Raw genomic sequence first — 19,286 nt, forward strand, 5'->3', positions numbered from 1 at the left:
TTCTCAAATAAATAAATTCACATTGGCATTCTCAGCCCTGTCGAGATAGGCGGCCACACCACCGATAGTAATATCGTCCATCAGTTCCTCTTTCTTTATTCCCATTACATCCATCGACATGGAACAGGCAATAAACTCCACACCATTATCTTTTGCCTGTTGCATCAGGCTTTCGAGACTGTCGATACGCTTATCTTTCATTATCATACGCATCATTTTGCTGCCCATTCCGCCCATATTCATTTTTGAAAGGCTTAGTTTTTTACTGCTCGACGGTAACATTAGGCCGAACATCTTACCCATAAAGTCTTTCTTTACTGCTGGCTTTTTCAGCTTCTTTATCACATTCAGCCCCCAGAATGTAAAGAATATACTTACCTTCTTACCCGAAGCCGCCGCTCCGTTGGCTATGACAAAAGATGCTAGTGCACGGTCGAGGTCATCGCTGAAAACAATGAGCGTTTTATTGTCTCCACGGGCAACAGACTTTTCACCTACGGGTTGTTTCTCCACAACAGCAGTAATCACTCCTCCTGAATTCTCCATGCCGAGAACTTTAGCACCCACCATACGGCTCCATCCATTAAGGTCTTCACCAAAAGCCTGGTCCGTCACTTTTATTTCGAGACGGTCACCCGCTTCTATTTGGTCATAGTTCTTTTTCAGTTGCATTATCGGGCCGGGGCATTGCAAGCCGCAAGCATCTATCGCGATCGTTTTCATATTGGAGAATTGTTGTATTACAGGTGTATTTTCTTCTTTACCGGATGTACTGACCTTGTTTAAAGCTGAATAATCTTCTGTAGCGCAGGAATAAGTCTTATATCCTCCCGACAGATTGAAAATGTCATTATATCCGTGTTGCGTCAAAATGCGATAAGCAATGTATCCACGCAGTCCGACAGCGCAGTATAATATTATCTTCTTATCTTTCGGTATTTCCGGCAGGCGGCTGCGTATCTCGTCCACAGGGATATTTACCGAGCCGGCGATGTGTCCGAACTGATGTTCTTCCGCAGTACGGGTATCGATAATAAATACATCCCGTTTATCCTGCTTTTTCAGTTCATCCCACTGAATGATATTTACTTTCTTCTTCAGAATATTATCCGCTACAAAGCCTGCCATATTAACAGGATCTTTCGCCGAGGAATAAGGCGGAGCATAAGCATGTTCCACTTCCTGCAAATCGTATATAGTACCACCTTTTTTTATTACTTGCGCAAACAGGTCGATGCGCTTATCCACACCGTCGAAGCCTACGACCTGAGCGCCTAATAACTTTCCGTCGGCAGGTGAAAAATTGATTTTCACGGACAGAGGCAATGCATCGGGATAATACCCTGCATGCGAGCTACCATGTGTATAGGAAGTGACATGAGAGATATTTTCCCTGTCCAGCAATTTGGACGAAGCCCCTGTGGCGGCAACCGCAAGGTCGAATACCTTGGCTATAGATGTACCTATTGTGCCCGCATACTTATATTTATTATTTTCGAGAATATTATCCGCTACTATACGCGCCTGCTTATTGGCAGGGCCGGCAAGGGGAATAAGAGCATACTTGCCGATTACGGGATTGAATACTTCTACTGCATCCCCTAAGGCATACACATCCTCTTCCGATGTCTGCATATAGTCGTTAACCTTAATACCGCCGAGCGAACCCAGTTCGAGTCCGGCCTCTTTGGCGAGTTTTGTTTCGGGGCGGACACCTATACTAAGGATAACCATATCGGCATCCAACGCAACACCCTTTTCTAATAAGACTTTCAGGCTATCTCCGTCCGGTTCAAAACCTGTCACCCCTTCTTCAAGATAGAGTGATACGCCTTTTTGCTTCAAGTGCTGATGTACTATAGCAGCCATTGCATAGTCGAGAGGTGCCATCACCTGATTGCCTTTTTCGACCACAAACACCTTTATCCCTGCATCATGCAGGTTTTCCACCATTTCCAAACCGATAAAACCACCACCGATAACAACGGCGGTTTTGGGCTTATGCTGATCTATATAGCCCTTTATCTTATCCATATCGGGCACATTGCGCAAAGAGAATATCCGGCTGTCATGCAAACCTGTCAGAGGCGGCTTAATCGGTTCTGCCCCGGTGGAGACAATCAGCTTATCGTAACTTTCGATATAACTGTCTCCGGTAGTTAAGTTATGCACCGTCACTGTTTTACTTTTGGTACCGATGCCTGTAACTTCCGATTTTACCCGTATATCTATATTGAACCGGCCGGTAAACCCATCCACAGTTTGCACAAACAACCTGTCACGCTCGCTTATCGTCCCGCCGATATAATATGGCAGCCCGCAATTGGCATAAGATACATATTCACCCCGCTCGAATAATATAATTTCCGCGTCCTCATCCATACGCCTGAGCCTTGCTGCCGCCGTTGCCCCTCCGGCAACTCCTCCTATTATAAGTATTTTCATAATTTATGATATAAATATTTGCTATTAGCAATTAATAAGTTTCAATATTTCATTATTTCAAGGATTTCAAGATAAAAAAGTAATCATGAGATTTTGAAACCTGAAATCTTGAAATTCCATAATGATTATTCCTGCAATTTTGAGATCAAAGCTGTAAGTTCCGAAAAATCCATTCCCTGCGCCTGCATTTCCTTTGTTTTTTGTTTCCCTGAGTCCGTCAATGTAAAAATCATCTGGCGTTTATCGGCAGTTCCCATTTCACGGACTATATACCCTTTGTCCTCCACCGTGGTAATAACACGTGACACACGCGAATTAGACAATCCCACAAAGTCACACAGCTCGTTAGCCGACCTCGGCTTACCGTCTTTGAGGCAGCAAAGAAGCATCCCTTCATTGATGGTGATACCATTAGCTTCTGCAAAACGCTTTTCGAAGTTGTAAAGAGCTTTATATATATCTTTTAATTTACAAATTGGTTCCATTTCTATTTATTTGCTATTACGAAATATTTACAAAGGAAACATTTTTATTTGGATGTGCAAAATATTTTAGTGTATTTTTTAATACAGAACAAAAAGGTTTAAAAAGATTCTCATAAAAAAGAGGATGAATATATACCCATCCTCTTCAAACTATATTATATATGATAACCGATTATTCAACAGCAACAAAATCCGCTTCCAGAAAATTTGTGACCTCAGTTTCCCAGCGTTCTTTTACGAATTTCACATGCTCAGGATGGTCATTATAGGCCTTATAGGCTTCCTGATTATCGAAAACCATCGAAAAATAGAACTTATATTCATTCTTACTGCTTACCTGACGGGAAACTTCGAAGTTTTTCACCATAGGAAGAGCACTTAAAATACGTTGTCCGTCTTGTAAGAACTTGTCGGTTTCGGGGGCATCCACGCCATATTTCAGATTGAACATGACTGTATGCCGTATATTTCCTTTTTCAAGTTTCGCCGAAGTCCCGGATTGTTCAACGACTACGTTTTCACTCACCTCTTTCTCCTGCTTAGACCCGTTACATGCGCTAAACAGAGAAGATATAAACAGAAGTCCTATTATTCTTATTATCATATTATTTGAGAGTAAGTTTCTTAGCTATTCCTTTTGGTAAAGCATCTTTGTGTATCATTACACTCATTGTCTTATACTTTACAAAAGCTTCCGAAGCATACCAGATACCTTTATATGCGCCAGCTTCACCCCAAGAGTTTTTTACCAGATAATACTTATTTCCATTCTGGTCTTTAGCGATGCCATATATCTGCATACCATGATCGTCGGTAGTCTCCTGATTATCATATGCTATCTGACGCATCTCCTGTGTAATTGTTTTTTCTTTCACAGGTCCCTCTTCTATCTTAGCTTTTATACGGTTGTTTTTCTCTGTTTGAGAAAGGCCTAGCCAATGTGCCTGGTCCGAACCTACATTTTCAGGAGCCTCGTCGTCAGGAATAACAGCCAGGCCGTTACGGGTAAAACCGATCTCGCTCACATCGGTAGCCCATGCCACTGTATAACCGTTATTCAAGGCATCATCGATAGTTTGCATCAGTTCATCTATTGGCAGGTTGTATGAAAGCGACCAACGCCAGTTGTCCGGTATCTCAAGTGCAAACGGAGCATAGAACGGATGATGGGTAAACGAGGTAAGAGAGATATAATTACTTGCCTCCAAACCTAAAGACTGACGCAGCGACCCGGCAGTATATGATTTTCCCTGATATTGGAAATTTTGAGGAACAGTTCCGAAATAAGCATCGAGAATACCATTCAATCCTTGTTTCCATACCGGGGAGATACGCTTGTTCTTATTTTCATTAACACCTTTCACATATCCGGAAAGGCCGGCTTCGACTTCCCCGTGCTTGTGCATTGTCTCACCGTAGTTAAGGCCGGTATAAACCTCGTTCGGAAGAACTCCGTACTCATTCAATGTTTCTACGACATCGGCAAAAGAACCTCCCTGAGCAAAATTCAGGTTACCTCCCACCCTTACAAATTTATCCGCCTTATCTGCATAATTACGGCGCACGATGTACATCTCCGACAGATCGTGCTCACCCTTGCCCATGCGGATAACTTCCGATTCGAGGAAACCCAGTCCTGAGAAACTCCAGCAAGTACCACTATTCCCCTGATTCTTGATAGAGGTAATCGGGTTTTCTTTCACAACCGAAAACTGATAACCACTTCCGGCACTTTGGGCACTTATACCCAATGTCAGCAAAACAAATGCTGATAACACTACTAATTTTTTCATCTATATTTTAGTTTTTACAGTATTAAAATCCTTATTGTTCTATCAATGTCTCGTCATTCTGCTTCTTCAATTCGGGATAGGCTACACGCATATGACGCATACTTACCAGTTTTTCGGAAAACACTTCTTTCGCTAATTCTATATCTTTAAATGTAATCGGCGCATTCTTGAAAAGCCCGTCGGCCACCTGCGAATCCACAAGTCTGTTGACTAGTCCGCTTATTGCTTCTTTACTGTTATCCTTCAAGCTACGTGATGCGGCCTCTATGGTATCGGCCATCATCAACAAAGCGGTTTCACGGGTAAAGGGATTAGGGCCCGGATAAGTAAAATCGGCCTCATCCACCTCTTCATCCGGATGACTATTTACATATGAATTATAGAAATACTTTGCTTTCCCTTTTCCGTGGTGCGTCTGTATAAAATCGATAATCTGCTGCGGCAGGTTATATTTTTTGGCAATCTTTACCCCTTCCGCGACATGTCCGATGATAATGCGGGCGCTTTCCTTCTCTGTAAGCCCGGCATGCGGATCGATACCTTCAACCTGATTTTCGGTAAAGAAAATAGGATTCACCATCTTCCCTATATCATGATAGAGCGCTCCTGTACGGACAAGGGTCGCATTAGCCCCTATACGGTGCGCCGCCGACACCACCAGTGTCGATACCTGCATCGAGTGCTGGAATGTTCCGGGCGCGACTTCGGACAACTCCTGTAACAATGGCCTGTTGGTATTCGATAATTCTATCATGCTCACTTCGGAAATGAAGCCGAAAACCCGCTCACACATATAGACCAGTAAATATGCAAAAGACACAAATACAAAGTTGATACAAAAATAAATATACATTCTTCCGTTCTCTATCAGGAGAGAAGGGTCTCCTTCTGTACAGAGAATCCAGGCCGTGTATGTAATCACATACGTCAGCAAAATGAGAATGGAGCAATATACGAGCTGAGAACGCTCCGAAAGATTTCTCAGACTGAATATACACATATATCCTATCATTACCTGAATGACGATAAATTGTGCCATCTGGGCCAATGGAAGCATCAGGGAGCAAATGAGCACGGTAATCATATGTGTGGTCATAGCTGTCCGCGAATCGATAAATGTACGGATCAGTATAGTAGGGATGGCAAAGGGAACCAGATACATCAGGCTGAACATCTTGGTGTCGGCCATCAGCCCGGTGATAATGGGAAATATCCCGACCATTATAAGTATAAAAATGATATTCTTCCGGTTGTTATACTCATGCAGCCTGTAAAACTTAAGATACACCATCAGCGACATCAACAGCAAAGAGAGCATGACAAGTTCTCCGAACATCAGCCAGCCGGGCTTGGACTTTGTGCCTACTTTGCTTTCTACTTCCCGGTTGTAAGAATCAAGTATATTCTTTGTACGGGCATCGACGATCTCTCCCCGGTCTATTATTTTTTCTCCCGATTGGACTTCTCCCTCGTATAATGCTACCTGCTTGAGCAGTTCTTCCTTCTCGTTAGACGACATCTTTTCGTCATACAGCACGTTTACATTCAGGTAGTCATTCAAGTTGATAGCTCGCAAATGACTTATATCTACACTGGATGGCGCATCACTTATTATTTTCTCATAAGCCTGCTTAGGGGTATAGAAAGATGCCAGATGGCGGGTACTGGCAACATTATTATCATTTACCAGTTGCAGTTGTTTTTTGTTCAGTTGCTGAACTTTATCATAATCCTCAGCGGATATTATACCGGCCTTATATACTTCGTTGAGTTTACGGTTCACATAGCTTATATATTCTGAGGGGATACTCTTCGCTAAAGCATCCTGCGAAAACTGAGATACTGTCTTCTTTGATATGGTAAGATCGGTATAATAATATGGCTGATAAGACCGCATTATGCTGTCTTTTTCTGCTTGTACCTGCTTATCGGATTTATGGATATGAAAATTGAACGGAGCAGTCAGCAAACCATATTGCCAGGGCCTGTTCTCGGTATATGAATACTTATATTTGCCTTCACGGGGCAAAAAATACCAAATGACCAGAATAGTCACTATAAAAAAAACCGGGGTAGGTATCTTAATCTTGGAATTGAATATCTTATTAATTTGCGCCATAACACTATGGTTTAGAATACAAATCTACAAGAATATTTTTTATTAGAAGAAAAATATACCTGAAAACGAAGAGTTCACAGTTTCAGTACATTCATTACCCTGTCTACGACTCCACTATTGGAACGGACATAATCTCCCGCATGTTTTCCGGCAGCGCTGAGGGTTTCGTCATATTGGAGAAATTCGTCCATCAACCCTCTGAATGATTCGGTATCAGCGATAGAATATCCTCCCCCCTGTTCGCGAAGCCCCTGGGCTTCACGGAATTTCTTGAAGTTGGGTCCAAATATCACAGGAATTTCATATACAGCAGCCTCAAGTACGTTATGTATGCCGACACCAAAGCCACCTCCCACATATGCAACCTGCCCATACCGGTAAATGGACGACAAAAGGCCTATGCAGTCGATGATAAGGCAATCATAATCGGCCATCATCTCAGGTATGGCATTCGAATAACGGATGTAAGGTCGTTGAAGATTGCTCTCTATATATTTCAGGTGAGCTTCATTTATTTCGTGCGGCGCAATTATCATCTTCAGGTCGGTAGTCATATTGAAGTATGGCATAATCACATCTTCATCTTTTGGCCACGAACTGCCTGCTACCAATATTTTTTCACTTTCGGCGGCGGCCTTCTTAGCAAATGCCTCGACAATATTTAACTGTTTAGCCTGTTGCTTTATATCGAGTACCCTGTCGAAACGGGTATCGCCACATACTTCTACATTTGTCACTTTTATATCCCGCAACAATTCGGCCGAATTGGTATCCTGCACACAGATGCATGTATATTTTTTCAGCAATTTGCGCATATCCATTCCATACCATTTGAAGAAGATCTGTGAAGAACGGAAGATAGCCGAAACCATATAGATAGGTATTCCCTGCTTGTGAAGGGTATTCACAAAATTATACCAGAACTCGTATTTGATAAATATTGCCATTTCGGGCTTTACCAGTTTCAAGAACTTCTTTACATTGCGTCTCTTATCGAATGGCAGGTAACAAACAATATCGGCCAGTGGATAATCTTTACGGACTTCATATCCCGACGGGGAAAAGAATGTAAGTAATATCTTATATTCAGGATTCTTACGTTTTACTTCTTCTATTATCGGACGACCCTGTTCAAACTCACCGAGCGAAGCAGCATGAAACCATATATATTTTGCATCAGGGTCAACTTTTTCCTTGAGTACCTTATATGTTTGCTTATGCCCTACTATCATCTTTCTCGCCTTCTTGTGGAAAGGGGAAATGATGCGAACGATAAATGCATACAGATATATGGCGAAATTATAAAAAAACATGTTTACGAATTTTAAAGGTCCTGAATCGCTTTTTGCAGACGAACGATAGTCTCGTCCTTACCAATAGCAGCCGTTATATCGAACATATGCGGACCTTTCGATTCGCCCACAACAGCCAGACGGAAAGCATTCATAATATTCCCCAGATGGTAACCTTTCGATTCTATCCATGCTTTTACAATTTCTTCCTGACTGTGCGCAGAAAAATCGTCTATATCCTTCAATATACCGATCAATTCGGCCATTTGCGCAGGAGAGTCTTCTTTCCAGCGTTTTTTCACCACCTTTTCATCGTATGAAACAGGTGCAACGAAAAAGAAGAAGGATTGGTCCCATAATTCTTTCACAAAGCTCACCCGCTCTTTAACCAGTCCCACGACTGTTTCTACATAGCCGAGAGTAACATCAACTCCTTTTTCCTCCAGAATGGGATAATATATATTAGCTATTTCGGCATTCGGGCGCAATTGTATATACTGATGGTTGAACCACTTGCCTTTTTCATAATCGAATTTAGCTCCGCTCTTGCTACATTTTTCAAGAGAGAAAAGCTGTACAAGTTCATCCATAGACATAATCTCCTGATCGTTGCCCGGATTCCAGCCTAAGAGTGCAAGAAAGTTGATAACGGCTTCGGGCAAATAACCGCTTTCGCGGTAGCCAGATGAAATCTCTCCTGTTTTCGGGTCTTTCCACTCCAACGGGAATACGGGGAATCCCAGACGGTCTCCGTCACGCTTGCTCAATTTACCGTTTCCTTCGGGTTTAAGCAATAATGGCAGATGGGCAAATTGCGGCATAGTAGCCTCCCATCCGAAAGCTTTATATAAAAGCACATGCAAAGGGGCCGACGGCAACCATTCTTCACCACGGATAACGTGGGTGATTTCCATCAGATGGTCATCGACAATATTTGCCAGATGATATGTAGGCAGGTTATCGGCCGACTTAAATAATACTTTGTCGTCGAGCACCGAAGAATTGTATTTTACTTCGCCACGGATAATGTCATTTACAAGCACTTCCTGATTAGCTTCTATTTTGAAGCGAACAACATACTGATTACCTCCATCGATCAGAGCCTGTACTTCTTCGCTGCTTAGTGTCAAGGAATTCCGCATTTCGCCACGTGTAGATGCATCGTATTGAAAATTGGCTACGGCAGCGCGCTTTGACTCAAGTTCTTCCGGTGTATCGAAAGCAATATACGCTGCACCTTTGTCCAATAATACATCGACATATTTACGGTATACCTCTTTCCTGTCCGACTGGCGGTATGGAGCATAAGCCCCGCCAACATGCGTCCCTTCATCAAACTTTAGCCCGAGCCATGTAAGAGCCTCTATTATATACTCTTCGGCTCCGGGAACAAAACGTTGCGAATCGGTATCTTCGATACGGAGAACAAAGTCTCCACCGTGCTTTTTAGCAAACAGGTAATTGTATAATGCCGTGCGTACACCTCCAATATGCAATGGGCCTGTAGGGCTGGGTGCAAAGCGTACCCGTACTTTCTGAGACATATCTTATAGTTTAAATCAAGGCTACAAAAGTATATAAAATAAGTGAAAAACGAATTAGCTGTATCTGATTTATGATTTTGAAACCAATTTATCTATGCTAAAAAGCTATTAGTGATTAGCCTTCAGTTTTTATAAACTGTATATAAACAAATAATACCCCCTTTGCCACCGCCCCTATAGAGAAGACGCGAGGATGACTAGCTTTTAACAAAACAGACGGAACACATAATCCTGAAATAGTGGCGGCGGATAAGGAACTGGAAGAAGAACAAATCAAAAGATTCACACGGCTGAGAGAGGTAGAAAAAAAATAATTTAAACAGGTTCTAAATATAAATCGAATTTTCATAACTTCGTGCGATACAATTGTGATACGATATGGAAAACAGCAATATAAGCCTTTATAAGAAAGACAGGAATATTATCATCTTATCCCCTTTCATTATTATTCTTATAAATATAATCGTTGCTCTTTCTTTCGGAAAACTGATCGGAAAATGGGCTTTTATTCCTGTTATCCTTATAGAATGGTGTATATTTTCTTTCCTTATATTCAGATATGGAGGAATAAATTCGGTGAAAAACTGGCTAAAAAAACCACAGGGAGGTATTGGCTGGACTATACTTGCACTTTCAACAGGACTTATATGCCTGCCTATATTTATATTCAATAAACATTTACTGACAGTATGGACAATATGGCTTCCCTGGATAGCACTGGCAGTAATAAACCCATGGCTGGAAGAATTTTATTGGAGAGGCCTTTTGTCAGATTACACAAACAATTGGAATAAATGGCTATCTATATTCTATACCAGTGTTGTTTTCTCTGCTAACCATGCTGTATTCGGGTTAAACTCCAACATGCTCAGAGGACCGGAACTCGTTACATCCACACTTATAATGGGTATAATATGGGCAATAGTTTACAAAAAGACAGGGAGCCTGAGATGGGCTATTTTTGCTCATTTCATGGTTGATTTTCTCAGTTTATCAGCGCCTGCATTCTTAGATTTACTGAATATGGGAAGAAGGTAGAACTCTATACTGACAATGGCACAATATTATGGAAAAGTAAAAACGAAAAAACGTCAGGCTTGTTAGATTTTAACCGGCAATAAATATTATCCTTAAATAAGAATAAATAAAACACTACAAATCAATTGATTACAAAACAATATAAGTTTTACTGAAAAATATCTTCAAAAATTTGTAACCGAATGCAACAGCACGTAGTCATATATTCGGAAACAGATTAATTAACCATATAAAAATTAGAAATTATGGACTTTATGCACAACATTATACCAATTGTAGCTATCCTTTCTTCAGTAGCACTCCCTATTGGTTTCGGTATGTTCCTTGGACTAAAATCAATTGCATCGAAACACAAAGAACGCATGGAATTGATAAAACAAGGTATTATCCCACCGGATCAGACAAAGCCGACTCCAAACAAATACAGATCATTACGGAACGGCATCCTTTGCGTAGGCATTGCACTGGGACTTATTATAGCCCTTATCATATCGCGGGTTATGGAACTTGGAGAAGACGAGGCTTTCTGGGTAGTTGCCTCCGGAATACTATTGTTCCTCGGATTAGCCTATGTAACATTTTACATACTGGTGAAAGATAAAAAAGAATTTGACGACGACGCTGAATAAATGAATGAAAAGCAACAGATACACAAAGTGCTGAAGGGGGATACTGCCGCCTTCGGCTACTTTGTAGATACCTATCAGGACATGGCTATCACCATAGCTTTCCGTGTCTGCGGAAACAAGCAGGACGCGGAAGATATAGTGCAGAATGCCTTTGTCAAAGCTTTTCACAATTTGCATACATTCAGGGCCGACAGTAAATTCTCTACATGGTTTTACCGTATTGTTTACAACACCGCCGTCACGGAGACGAGAGGCAATATATACAACACCGAATTTGTGGATTATAAACAAATCGACATGAACGACTCTTATTCCGATATGGACACCATGGCTCAGGTAGAAGAAAATGAGCGGAAAGAGCTTATCAATAAAGCGATGGACCGCATACCTAAAGATGAAGCTGTGATACTAACCCTATACTATCTTGAAGACAACTCGGTAAAGGACATTGTACAGATAACGGGGCTGACTGATGCAAATATTAAAGTAAAGCTGCACCGGGCAAGAAAACGATTTGCCGACACCATAAACCTACTAATGAGGCATGAATGTGCCTAAGAAAATTTTTTATATATTTGAATAAATAAAAACAACGATATGCAAGATGACAAGATAAAGGAACTTCTGTCGGGCACAAAGATGAAAGCCGGAGAGAGCCTGAAATACAGAATCATGCAACAGATAGAAACGGAAAAGGCTCTGATCCCTAAAAAGAATATCAGTGCGCGTCCCGTCATAAAAAATATGCTCACCACTTTCGGTGTTATGTATGCACTCATCGCCATTGTAGGGATGGCTGTGTATTCGACATCGGGACAGAGCGGGTTAAGCTCGGCTACTTTCCTTGTTCCGGTAGTACTTATATCCTCTGTTTGCAGCATGTTTTGGATGATCTCGGTTTACGACGACCGCAGACGCAGCAAACATAAGGCTAAATAATAGCGAAAAATAAAAACGGCCTCAATCAATCGAGGCCGTTTCCTTACGTATACTAGTGAGGTATTTTATAATATGTAAGTATTCTTTCGTTTATTTTTTTACTTCACTTTTTACTTTTTTTGCTTCAGATTTTACTTCAGATTTAACAGCCTTTGCATCTGATTTCACATCAGCTTTTGCAGCCTTTGCATCGCTTTTTAGAACTTTAGTTTCTTTCTTTGCAGTTTTTTCTGCAGCCTTTACATCAGCCTTAGCTTCTTTTTTCACTTTAGATGCTTCTGATTTTGGAGTAACATTTTGAGCCATAACACTAGTAGACGCAATTAATGCAATTGCCATAACACTTGAAAGAATAATCTTTTTCATAATTTTTTGTCAATTAAAAAAGTTAAACATGTTGTTTAAATACGGAGCAAATGTATATCTGATTTCAGATTAGCCGCTGTTAATCCGCGTTAAAAAAAATGGCTCTATGTGTAAGGATTATTAAGGATTATTTACTTCGTTTAAATAGTGTCTCAGCGCTTGTTTTAGAACAAAAAATATATCCGGATTTTACACTTTTATTTACACTTTCACTAATTTAAGGTTTATTAGCATCAAATTGTCAGCAATAAAAAAGGACCCGAAAATTATCGAATCCTTTCCTATATATATTTATAAACTATCTCCAAAATCCTCCTTAAATTTCTCCAGTAGTTTTTGTGGCCAATCGCTCACCGGTTCAAGCCCACCCATAAAGAAACGGAGGACAGGCGGTTCGTAGACAAATCTGAGACCTCCTATCAGATGGCGGTTCTCATAGAGCCAGGTCATACGGTCTTCCACATATTTGATCTGAGAAAGGGTGAATACACGGCGGGGAACGGCCAGACGCAGCAACTCCATATCGGCATATGTCTCATTGCCATATTCATCGCGCTGATTAGAAACTGAACCCCGTTCCATACCACGAATTCCCGAAATAAGGAAGAATGCGGCGGCAAGCGATCCTGCCGGATACTCCGTCTGAGGAATGTGAGAGCAGATTTCCATCGCGTTCACGTGGCAGCCCAGTACTCCCGCAGGAGTCACCACAGGGATACCCTTGGCATCGAGCGCATTCACTAAATAGGCGATAAATTGAGGGCTTTGGCAAATCATACTTTCATCCAGTGTCTCGTACAAACCCACCGCTATCGCTTCTATTTCCCGGACTGACATACCTCCATAAGTAAGGAATCCTTCGAACAGAGGGACCAGAGGCTCCAGTTCTTTGAATATCGCATGATTGTTGGTACAGATACCACCTCCACGGGATGAGCTTAATTTACGGGCCGAGAAGTAAACAAGATCAGCAAGGCCTGTCATACAAAGTATAATTTCAGCCATCGAACTATTCTTAAATTCTTCCTCCCGCTGTTTTACCAACCAGGCGTTTTCGCCAAGTAAGCTGGCATCCAATACAAGTTTGATTCCGTATTTATCGGCGATAGCACGAACTCCCCGCAGATTCTCTATAGAAAAAGGTTGACCACCAATCAGGTTTGTGGAGGCCTCCATACGGATGTACGGTATATTTGCCGCCCCATGCTTTGTAATGCATTTCTCCAGCTTTTCCAGATTCATATTCCCTTTGAAAGGGTGTTTACTGTTTATCACATAGGCTTCGTCATACAACAGCTCTTCTATCTTACCGCCATATTGGGTTATGTGCGCCATCGCCGTTGTGAAGTGGTAATTCATAGGCACAATACTGCCCTTACGGATAAAAGCATTGGAGATAATATTTTCGGCAGCACGTCCCTGATGTACCGGTAAAAGGTACTTCTTGCCGAGAACATCTTCAACGGCTTTTTGATAACGTACAAAACTCTGCGAACCCGCATAGGCATCGTCGGCAATCATCATGGCCCCCATTTGGCGGTCGCTCATAGCGTTTGTTCCGCTATCGGTAAGCATATCAAGGAATACATCCTTCGTATCTAGTCTGAATGTATTGAACCCGGCTTCGCATAACGCTTCCAAGCGGCGTTCGATGGGAACTAAATGTAATTTTTGCACTACACGTACCTTGTGCAGCTCCAGTGGAATATCTTCTCCACCATAGAATTTAATTTTAGTTGAATTGTCTGACATGATATTAGTTTATATAGTATGTTAAAATAGATAACGCAAGATATAAATAATTATTCAATAAGCAACAGAATTGCACATTAGATAATGAAAATTCACAAAACAAGAAACTTTAGCTGTCCTTTTGTTAATATTTAACTCATAATAAATCATCTTGTGAAGGCTATAGAATCAGAAAGATAGTATCTCTACTGTTAAAAACCGGCAGCATGCCTACCTGTGTGCTTATTGTTTATTCCAAGACATCAAAGGACTAAAGATCAATCTGCATATATAAAAATTATCTAAACTTAATAACAGCTTTAATTGTTAAATTAGCAGCATAATCAATAATCTCAAAATATATAAACAATGGAAAAAGTAAAACTGAATAATGGAGTGGAAATGCCATGTATTGGTTTAGGTGTTTTTCGTATCGAAGATAACACCGAGGCACAAAGAGTAGTAGAAACCGCGCTAAAGGTCGGATACAGGCATATTGACACGGCTATGTATTATCACAACGAAGAAGCAGTAGGCAAAGCAATCAAAAATTCAGGTATTCCACGAGAAGAAATTTTCGTCACCACCAAAATGTGGAATGCCGACCAACGGAATGGAAAAGTAAAGGAAGCATTCGAAGCCAGCCTGAAAAGGCTCAATCTGGACTATCTGGATTTGTACCTGATACACTGGCCGGTAGAGGGTAAATTTGTTGAAACATGGAAGAAATTCGAAGAAATTTACCAGAGCGGAAAAGTAAAAGCTATCGGGGTAAGTAATTTCAAGCAACATCATCTCGAAACATTGCTAAAGGAGGCAACAATAGTACCTGCAGTAAATCAGATAGAACTACATCCCTACCTGACACAGCAAAACGATCTGGATTTCTGCAAAAAAGCAGGCATTCAGACAGAGGCATGGAGTCAGTTTGCCGCAAATCAGACAGGTTTATTCGAAGAAAAAATACTGACGGATTTAGCTGTAAAATATTCAAAATCTCCAGCCCAGATCATCCTTCGCTGGGACTATCAAAGAGGGGTGGTAACCATACCAAAATCTGCCAACGAAAAGAGAATGGCTCAGAATCTCCATATATTCGACTTTAAACTGACAGAAGAGGAGATTGGAAAAATCAATTCATTAAATAAGAATAAACGTGTCGGTCCAGATCCGGATCATGTTGATTTTTGAAAAATCTATTATAAGAAGCCTCCTCGAATTTAAAGGAATTCGAGGAGGCTTTTGTCTACACATTCTTTTTATTAGTCCTAATAATATCCACCCTCATATACTTCGTCTGCTTCATCTACCCCCTTCTTCCCCTTAATTATATTGAATTTATAAGAGAAAGTCAGCAGGAAATACTGGTTTATTGTATTCGAGCGTGAATCGGACATATAGTTGCCACTTACATAACGGGTAATATTATTCCTGTCGTTCAGTATATCGAAAACCTGTGCTTTTATCGTACCCCTTTTCTTTTTCAGGAATTGTTTTGCAATGGATGCATTCCATAACATCTCACTGTTTTTGAAGTCATCTTCGTATCCCGAATAATAAGAATAATTAATACTACTGGTAAGAATAAAGTCATACGGAAGCCTCCACATGGCAAAATGATTGAGCGTATAATTCGTCGTATTCCTATCTTGCAAATCGGTCAGATTATTCCTTGTCATATTATACGATACACCCGCCCGCAGATTGGTTTCAAACTTATCGTTCTTAAATCTGACAGATACTTGTTCTGCAAGTACTACATTATGGGTTATAGCTTTTTCACCATTGGTGTACCCTATATTCTTATAATAATTCCCCGTCGAATTATTGGTAACAGTGAATTTCTTGTTTTTCAGGGGTGTATTATACATAAAGTTTATGTTTGCTCCCATATTTCCACTTACATTCCTGTATGTATTAATGCTATTCCCCTGTTCATCTATCAATGTATAATCTACAATATTGTTGAATGTATAATTAAATCCGCCCATAAGCATCAGGAAACGGCTTGTCTCATAGTCCGATTTCTGATAAAAGACATTTAAATTATTACTGTAACTGGGTTTCAGGTTCGGATTCCCGTAATATTTCGACAAGGCGTTTACAATTACCGTATCGGCCGAAAGCTGACTGATTCCCGGCTGACCTGTAGAACCCGAATAATTGAAATCTATATTTGTCCTTTCATTCGGAGTATAGGAAAAATTGAGGCTGGGAGAAAAGTTTACTACACTCTGCCTCAAATTTTCGATAATAGAATCGCCAAGGCTGATTTTACTGCGGGAACGTGAAGGATCTACACTAAAACCAATAGTATACCTGTATTTTTCTTTTGTAGCCTGAAAATTGAGGCTGATGTTCTGATTGATATATGTATTCTCCGTATTTCGTGCATAAGCCGAATCTATAAGAGTATAGTTACCTTCAGCATCTCTTTTTCGCACATCCCGCATCCGCTCCGAGTCATTCAATCCGTAAGAGTATGATAATTGTAAACGGTAATCCTTTCCAAGCGGCTCTACATAAGACATAGATATATTATAGCTATTGGAGTTATTGTCGGTATTGGTGCGTTGGTCTATTATCTTATCTTCCACATCTCCCGTATAAGTTGTATAGGAATAATTGGTCCCTTTACTATTCTCTTTTCGTAGTGAGTTGTTAAAGGACAAACTGACAGTCCTCCCTTTATTGTTCAGCTTACGGCCAACGGTAAAGTAATTATTTATACTGTATCCGTCTCCTTTCGACCGATTGATGGATTGTCCGGAGGTTGTATCCTTTTCTGCCACATAAGAGAAGTTTGTCGACGTTTGATCACTCTCTGTATTATTGAAGTTGATGTACGAACGGGCAAAAATAGTAGTAAGAGTATCAGGTTTCCATTGTATATTCATTCCCACATTCATATTATCCCGCTTATTGGTCGATGACATATCCTGCTTTGCCAAACGGTCGCCAGTAGAGAGGAACGTCTGGGTATTCGTTTTGGTTTCCATCAGGTTCTCGTTGTCAGAGTACCTTACATTTCCCCCTATTTTAAATTTCTCCGACATTTGCACATAAGCATTCACTCCCACATTCTTATTCTTATCTATGCCATTGTCCATCCCCGACATATACTCATCATCACTCACATTATTCATATCACCCACAAAGGAAAGCTGATTATCGCCCCGCATGTGGTTTACCAGCACCTTATTGGCGTATTTATCGTCACTACCGTATCCGCCTTTGACATCGCCGAAAGTACTTTGCTTCAGTTCTTCTTTTACAACCAGATTAAGTACCTGTTCGGGGTCTTTATCCCTGAATCCTGTCACTTTCGCCGTTTCGGATTGTTCCTTGTATAGCTGTAGTTTTTTTATCATATTGGCAGGCAGATTGGCGAGAGCCATTGGTATATCATTCCCGAAAAACTCTTTGCCATCGACCAAAATTTTGCTTATAGCCTTCCCGTTAGCTGTAATATTCCCATTAGCATCCACCTCTACTCCGGGGATATTCTTTAACATATCCTGCAACATATCACTTTCCTGCGATGAGTATGAACCTGCATTGTATTCGATAGTGTCGCCTCTCACCAGGATACCGGGAACTTGGGCTTCCACTACAGCAGCGCCTAATTCGATCGTATTCTCTTCCAAATAAATATCTCCTGTCGAATAATCCGGATTTTTAACAGTAGTATTAAAATTTTGCAAAAAAGTCTTATATCCTATAAATGAGACTTCAAGTATATATTTACGTGGAGGAGCCGAAAGTCTGAACTCGCCTTTATCATTCGACGCAACACCCTGTATATAAGAGCTATCACTCTTATTTAACAAACGAATGGTTGCGGATGCGATCGGCTCTTTCGTTTTCTCGTCAAATATGGCACCTTGTATATAGCCCCTGACCTCCGTCTTTCCTGTCTGAGCAAGGGAAGAGAGACTTATCATAAATAAAATAAACAGATACAGATGCCTCATTAAATATCCTATTTTATATAAAAAACGAAGGTAACGCTTTTTTTAGTATTTCTTTATAGAGTGATAAAGAGAGCAAATTCGTTAAAGGGATATGAAGAAAATTCTATAAAAAGAGATGAAGGGAATAACCATTGTGCCGGATTTCAGTTACAGCTGTATATTATAAAACTTAAAGACTTCGAAAACAACGGTTATTATGATAACGAGCAGGATATAAGTCAAAACAAAGCTCAACAATACTTTTCCCACAACTTTAAGCCATGAAGACGATTTGAAAAACTGACTCAGCCCCCATATAACATATATAGAGGCTAGTATATGCACAATATGATAAATCTCAGCTGATTTTGTAAAAAATATTAAAGGATAGAATAATAGCAAAATAACAGTTTTTGCTCCATTAATATATGAGAATATCACCAGATGCTCCGTGTAATTATACCCGCTCTTATAAAAAAGAAAATAGGTAGACAGAGCAAAAAAAGGCAATATCACCAACACGGCCAGTGAATAATGGGCCGAATACAAATCATAAAGCGGTATATATCCAAGAACCTCATTACCGGGGTTATTCATCTCTTTCATGGGAAAGAAACGGAAGAAATGGAAAACAATACTATAAATCAACCCCCATACAATAAGGAAGAGGAATGGCTTCATATATTTAACTCTCTTCCCTGCCAGATAATTCTTCATTGTGTTTCCCGGTCTGACAAGAAGTTCTTTCACCGTATAAAGCAATCCCTTATTTATATGTAGCAATCCATATTGCAGTTCTTCGACAAGATGAAGAGGTGTAATTCGTGATGTATGCACCGATTGTCCGCAGATACCGCAATAATTATCTGTTACCTCATTCCCGCAATTGAGGCATTTTTTCTTTTCTCCTCGCATATTTCTATATTTCATGGTGATTAAACATCGTAAGAAA

16 protein-coding genes are annotated in these 19,286 nt (G+C 40.5%); 5 read left to right on the plus strand and 11 right to left on the minus strand.

All coding sequences use genetic code 11. From position 1 onward, the window contains the following. Nucleotides 1-3 precede the first annotated feature (3 nt). The 7 genes from IR083_RS17435 to gltX all read right to left on the minus strand — a co-directional run bounded on the left by IR083_RS17435 (nt 4) and on the right by gltX (nt 9,678). Nucleotides 4-2,445, minus strand: a complete 2,442-nt coding sequence (locus IR083_RS17435) for an FAD-dependent oxidoreductase (protein WP_194225254.1) — start codon at nt 2,443-2,445, stop codon at nt 4-6. 125 nt (nt 2,446-2,570) lie between these two features. Continuing rightward, nucleotides 2,571-2,930: a MarR family winged helix-turn-helix transcriptional regulator gene (locus tag IR083_RS17440; RefSeq protein ID WP_194225255.1), complete on the minus strand. Its 360-nt coding sequence runs from the start codon at nt 2,928-2,930 to the stop codon at nt 2,571-2,573. A gap of 172 nt (nt 2,931-3,102) precedes the next feature. Further along, nucleotides 3,103-3,534: a Dabb family protein gene (locus IR083_RS17445; protein WP_194225256.1), complete on the minus strand. Its 432-nt coding sequence runs from the start codon at nt 3,532-3,534 to the stop codon at nt 3,103-3,105. A gap of 1 nt (nt 3,535) precedes the next feature. Beyond that, nucleotides 3,536-4,723, minus strand: a complete 1,188-nt coding sequence (locus tag IR083_RS17450; RefSeq protein ID WP_194225257.1) for an aminopeptidase C — start codon at nt 4,721-4,723, stop codon at nt 3,536-3,538. A 31-nt stretch (nt 4,724-4,754) separates the two neighbouring features. Beyond that, entirely contained in the window at nt 4,755-6,842 is a 2,088-nt protein-coding gene (locus IR083_RS17455) for an HD family phosphohydrolase (protein ID WP_194225258.1), read from the minus strand. Between the two features lie 74 nt (nt 6,843-6,916). Continuing rightward, nucleotides 6,917-8,155, minus strand: a complete 1,239-nt coding sequence (locus IR083_RS17460; protein WP_194225259.1) for a 3-deoxy-D-manno-octulosonic acid transferase — start codon at nt 8,153-8,155, stop codon at nt 6,917-6,919. 11 nt (nt 8,156-8,166) lie between these two features. Next, nucleotides 8,167-9,678 carry a glutamate--tRNA ligase gene (gene gltX, locus IR083_RS17465; protein ID WP_194225260.1) on the minus strand — a complete coding sequence of 504 codons (1,512 nt, stop codon included), beginning with the start codon at nt 9,676-9,678 and terminating at the stop codon, nt 8,167-8,169. Nucleotides 9,679-10,056: 378 nt separating this feature from the next. Between gltX and IR083_RS17470 the strand changes: the two genes are divergently transcribed. The 4 genes from IR083_RS17470 to IR083_RS17485 all read left to right on the plus strand — a co-directional run bounded on the left by IR083_RS17470 (nt 10,057) and on the right by IR083_RS17485 (nt 12,284). Next, entirely contained in the window at nt 10,057-10,716 is a 660-nt protein-coding gene (locus tag IR083_RS17470) for a CPBP family intramembrane glutamic endopeptidase (protein ID WP_006800283.1), read from the plus strand. A 245-nt stretch (nt 10,717-10,961) separates the two neighbouring features. After that, nucleotides 10,962-11,345, plus strand: coding sequence for a DUF6249 domain-containing protein (locus IR083_RS17475; RefSeq protein WP_006800284.1), 384 nt, complete (start codon nt 10,962-10,964; stop codon nt 11,343-11,345). Continuing rightward, nucleotides 11,346-11,903, plus strand: a complete 558-nt coding sequence (locus IR083_RS17480; RefSeq protein WP_006800285.1) for an RNA polymerase sigma factor — start codon at nt 11,346-11,348, stop codon at nt 11,901-11,903. 39 nt (nt 11,904-11,942) lie between these two features. Further along, the gene (locus IR083_RS17485) at nt 11,943-12,284 is read left to right on the plus strand and encodes a hypothetical protein (protein ID WP_194225261.1); all 342 of its coding nucleotides are present in this window, start codon (nt 11,943-11,945) and stop codon (nt 12,282-12,284) included. Nucleotides 12,285-12,374: 90 nt separating this feature from the next. On the opposite strand, the gene IR083_RS17490 is transcribed toward IR083_RS17485, so the two are convergent. Both IR083_RS17490 and IR083_RS17495 read right to left on the minus strand, forming a co-directional pair. Further along, on the minus strand, nt 12,375-12,650 hold the full coding sequence (locus tag IR083_RS17490; protein WP_194225262.1) for a hypothetical protein: 276 nt from the start codon (nt 12,648-12,650) through the stop codon (nt 12,375-12,377). 291 nt (nt 12,651-12,941) lie between these two features. Then, nucleotides 12,942-14,402 carry a tryptophanase gene (locus tag IR083_RS17495; protein ID WP_006800288.1) on the minus strand — a complete coding sequence of 487 codons (1,461 nt, stop codon included), beginning with the start codon at nt 14,400-14,402 and terminating at the stop codon, nt 12,942-12,944. A gap of 348 nt (nt 14,403-14,750) precedes the next feature. Here IR083_RS17495 and IR083_RS17500 point away from each other — a divergent pair, with 348 nt between their 5' ends. Beyond that, on the plus strand, nt 14,751-15,572 hold the full coding sequence (locus IR083_RS17500; protein WP_006800289.1) for an aldo/keto reductase: 822 nt from the start codon (nt 14,751-14,753) through the stop codon (nt 15,570-15,572). Between the two features lie 77 nt (nt 15,573-15,649). On the opposite strand, the gene IR083_RS17505 is transcribed toward IR083_RS17500, so the two are convergent. Together IR083_RS17505 and IR083_RS17510 are read right to left on the minus strand one after the other, a co-directional pair. Next, nucleotides 15,650-18,355 carry an outer membrane beta-barrel protein gene (locus IR083_RS17505; RefSeq protein WP_194225263.1) on the minus strand — a complete coding sequence of 902 codons (2,706 nt, stop codon included), beginning with the start codon at nt 18,353-18,355 and terminating at the stop codon, nt 15,650-15,652. A 147-nt stretch (nt 18,356-18,502) separates the two neighbouring features. Then, a complete protein-coding gene (locus IR083_RS17510; protein ID WP_194225264.1) occupies nt 18,503-19,264 on the minus strand; it encodes a DUF3667 domain-containing protein in 762 nt (253 codons plus the stop codon). Nucleotides 19,265-19,286 lie beyond the last annotated feature (22 nt).

Source organism: Dysgonomonas sp. GY75 (genome assembly GCF_015234155.1).
Lineage (GTDB): Bacteria > Bacteroidota > Bacteroidia > Bacteroidales > Dysgonomonadaceae > Dysgonomonas > Dysgonomonas gadei.

Coding starts and splice junctions, on each gene's coding strand:
- IR083_RS17435 (WP_194225254.1), bottom strand. CDS start 2,445: ATGAAAATACTTATAATAGGAGGAGTTGCCGGAGGGGCAACGGCGGCA.
- IR083_RS17440 (WP_194225255.1), bottom strand. CDS start 2,930: ATGGAACCAATTTGTAAATTAAAAGATATATATAAAGCTCTTTACAAC.
- IR083_RS17445 (WP_194225256.1), bottom strand. CDS start 3,534: ATGATAATAAGAATAATAGGACTTCTGTTTATATCTTCTCTGTTTAGC.
- IR083_RS17450 (WP_194225257.1), bottom strand. CDS start 4,723: ATGAAAAAATTAGTAGTGTTATCAGCATTTGTTTTGCTGACATTGGGT.
- IR083_RS17455 (WP_194225258.1), bottom strand. CDS start 6,842: ATGGCGCAAATTAATAAGATATTCAATTCCAAGATTAAGATACCTACC.
- IR083_RS17460 (WP_194225259.1), bottom strand. CDS start 8,155: ATGTTTTTTTATAATTTCGCCATATATCTGTATGCATTTATCGTTCGC.
- gltX (WP_194225260.1), bottom strand. CDS start 9,678: ATGTCTCAGAAAGTACGGGTACGCTTTGCACCCAGCCCTACAGGCCCA.
- IR083_RS17470 (WP_006800283.1), top strand. CDS start 10,057: ATGGAAAACAGCAATATAAGCCTTTATAAGAAAGACAGGAATATTATC.
- IR083_RS17475 (WP_006800284.1), top strand. CDS start 10,962: ATGGACTTTATGCACAACATTATACCAATTGTAGCTATCCTTTCTTCA.
- IR083_RS17480 (WP_006800285.1), top strand. CDS start 11,346: ATGAATGAAAAGCAACAGATACACAAAGTGCTGAAGGGGGATACTGCC.
- IR083_RS17485 (WP_194225261.1), top strand. CDS start 11,943: ATGCAAGATGACAAGATAAAGGAACTTCTGTCGGGCACAAAGATGAAA.
- IR083_RS17490 (WP_194225262.1), bottom strand. CDS start 12,650: ATGAAAAAGATTATTCTTTCAAGTGTTATGGCAATTGCATTAATTGCG.
- IR083_RS17495 (WP_006800288.1), bottom strand. CDS start 14,402: ATGTCAGACAATTCAACTAAAATTAAATTCTATGGTGGAGAAGATATT.
- IR083_RS17500 (WP_006800289.1), top strand. CDS start 14,751: ATGGAAAAAGTAAAACTGAATAATGGAGTGGAAATGCCATGTATTGGT.
- IR083_RS17505 (WP_194225263.1), bottom strand. CDS start 18,355: ATGAGGCATCTGTATCTGTTTATTTTATTTATGATAAGTCTCTCTTCC.
- IR083_RS17510 (WP_194225264.1), bottom strand. CDS start 19,264: ATGAAATATAGAAATATGCGAGGAGAAAAGAAAAAATGCCTCAATTGC.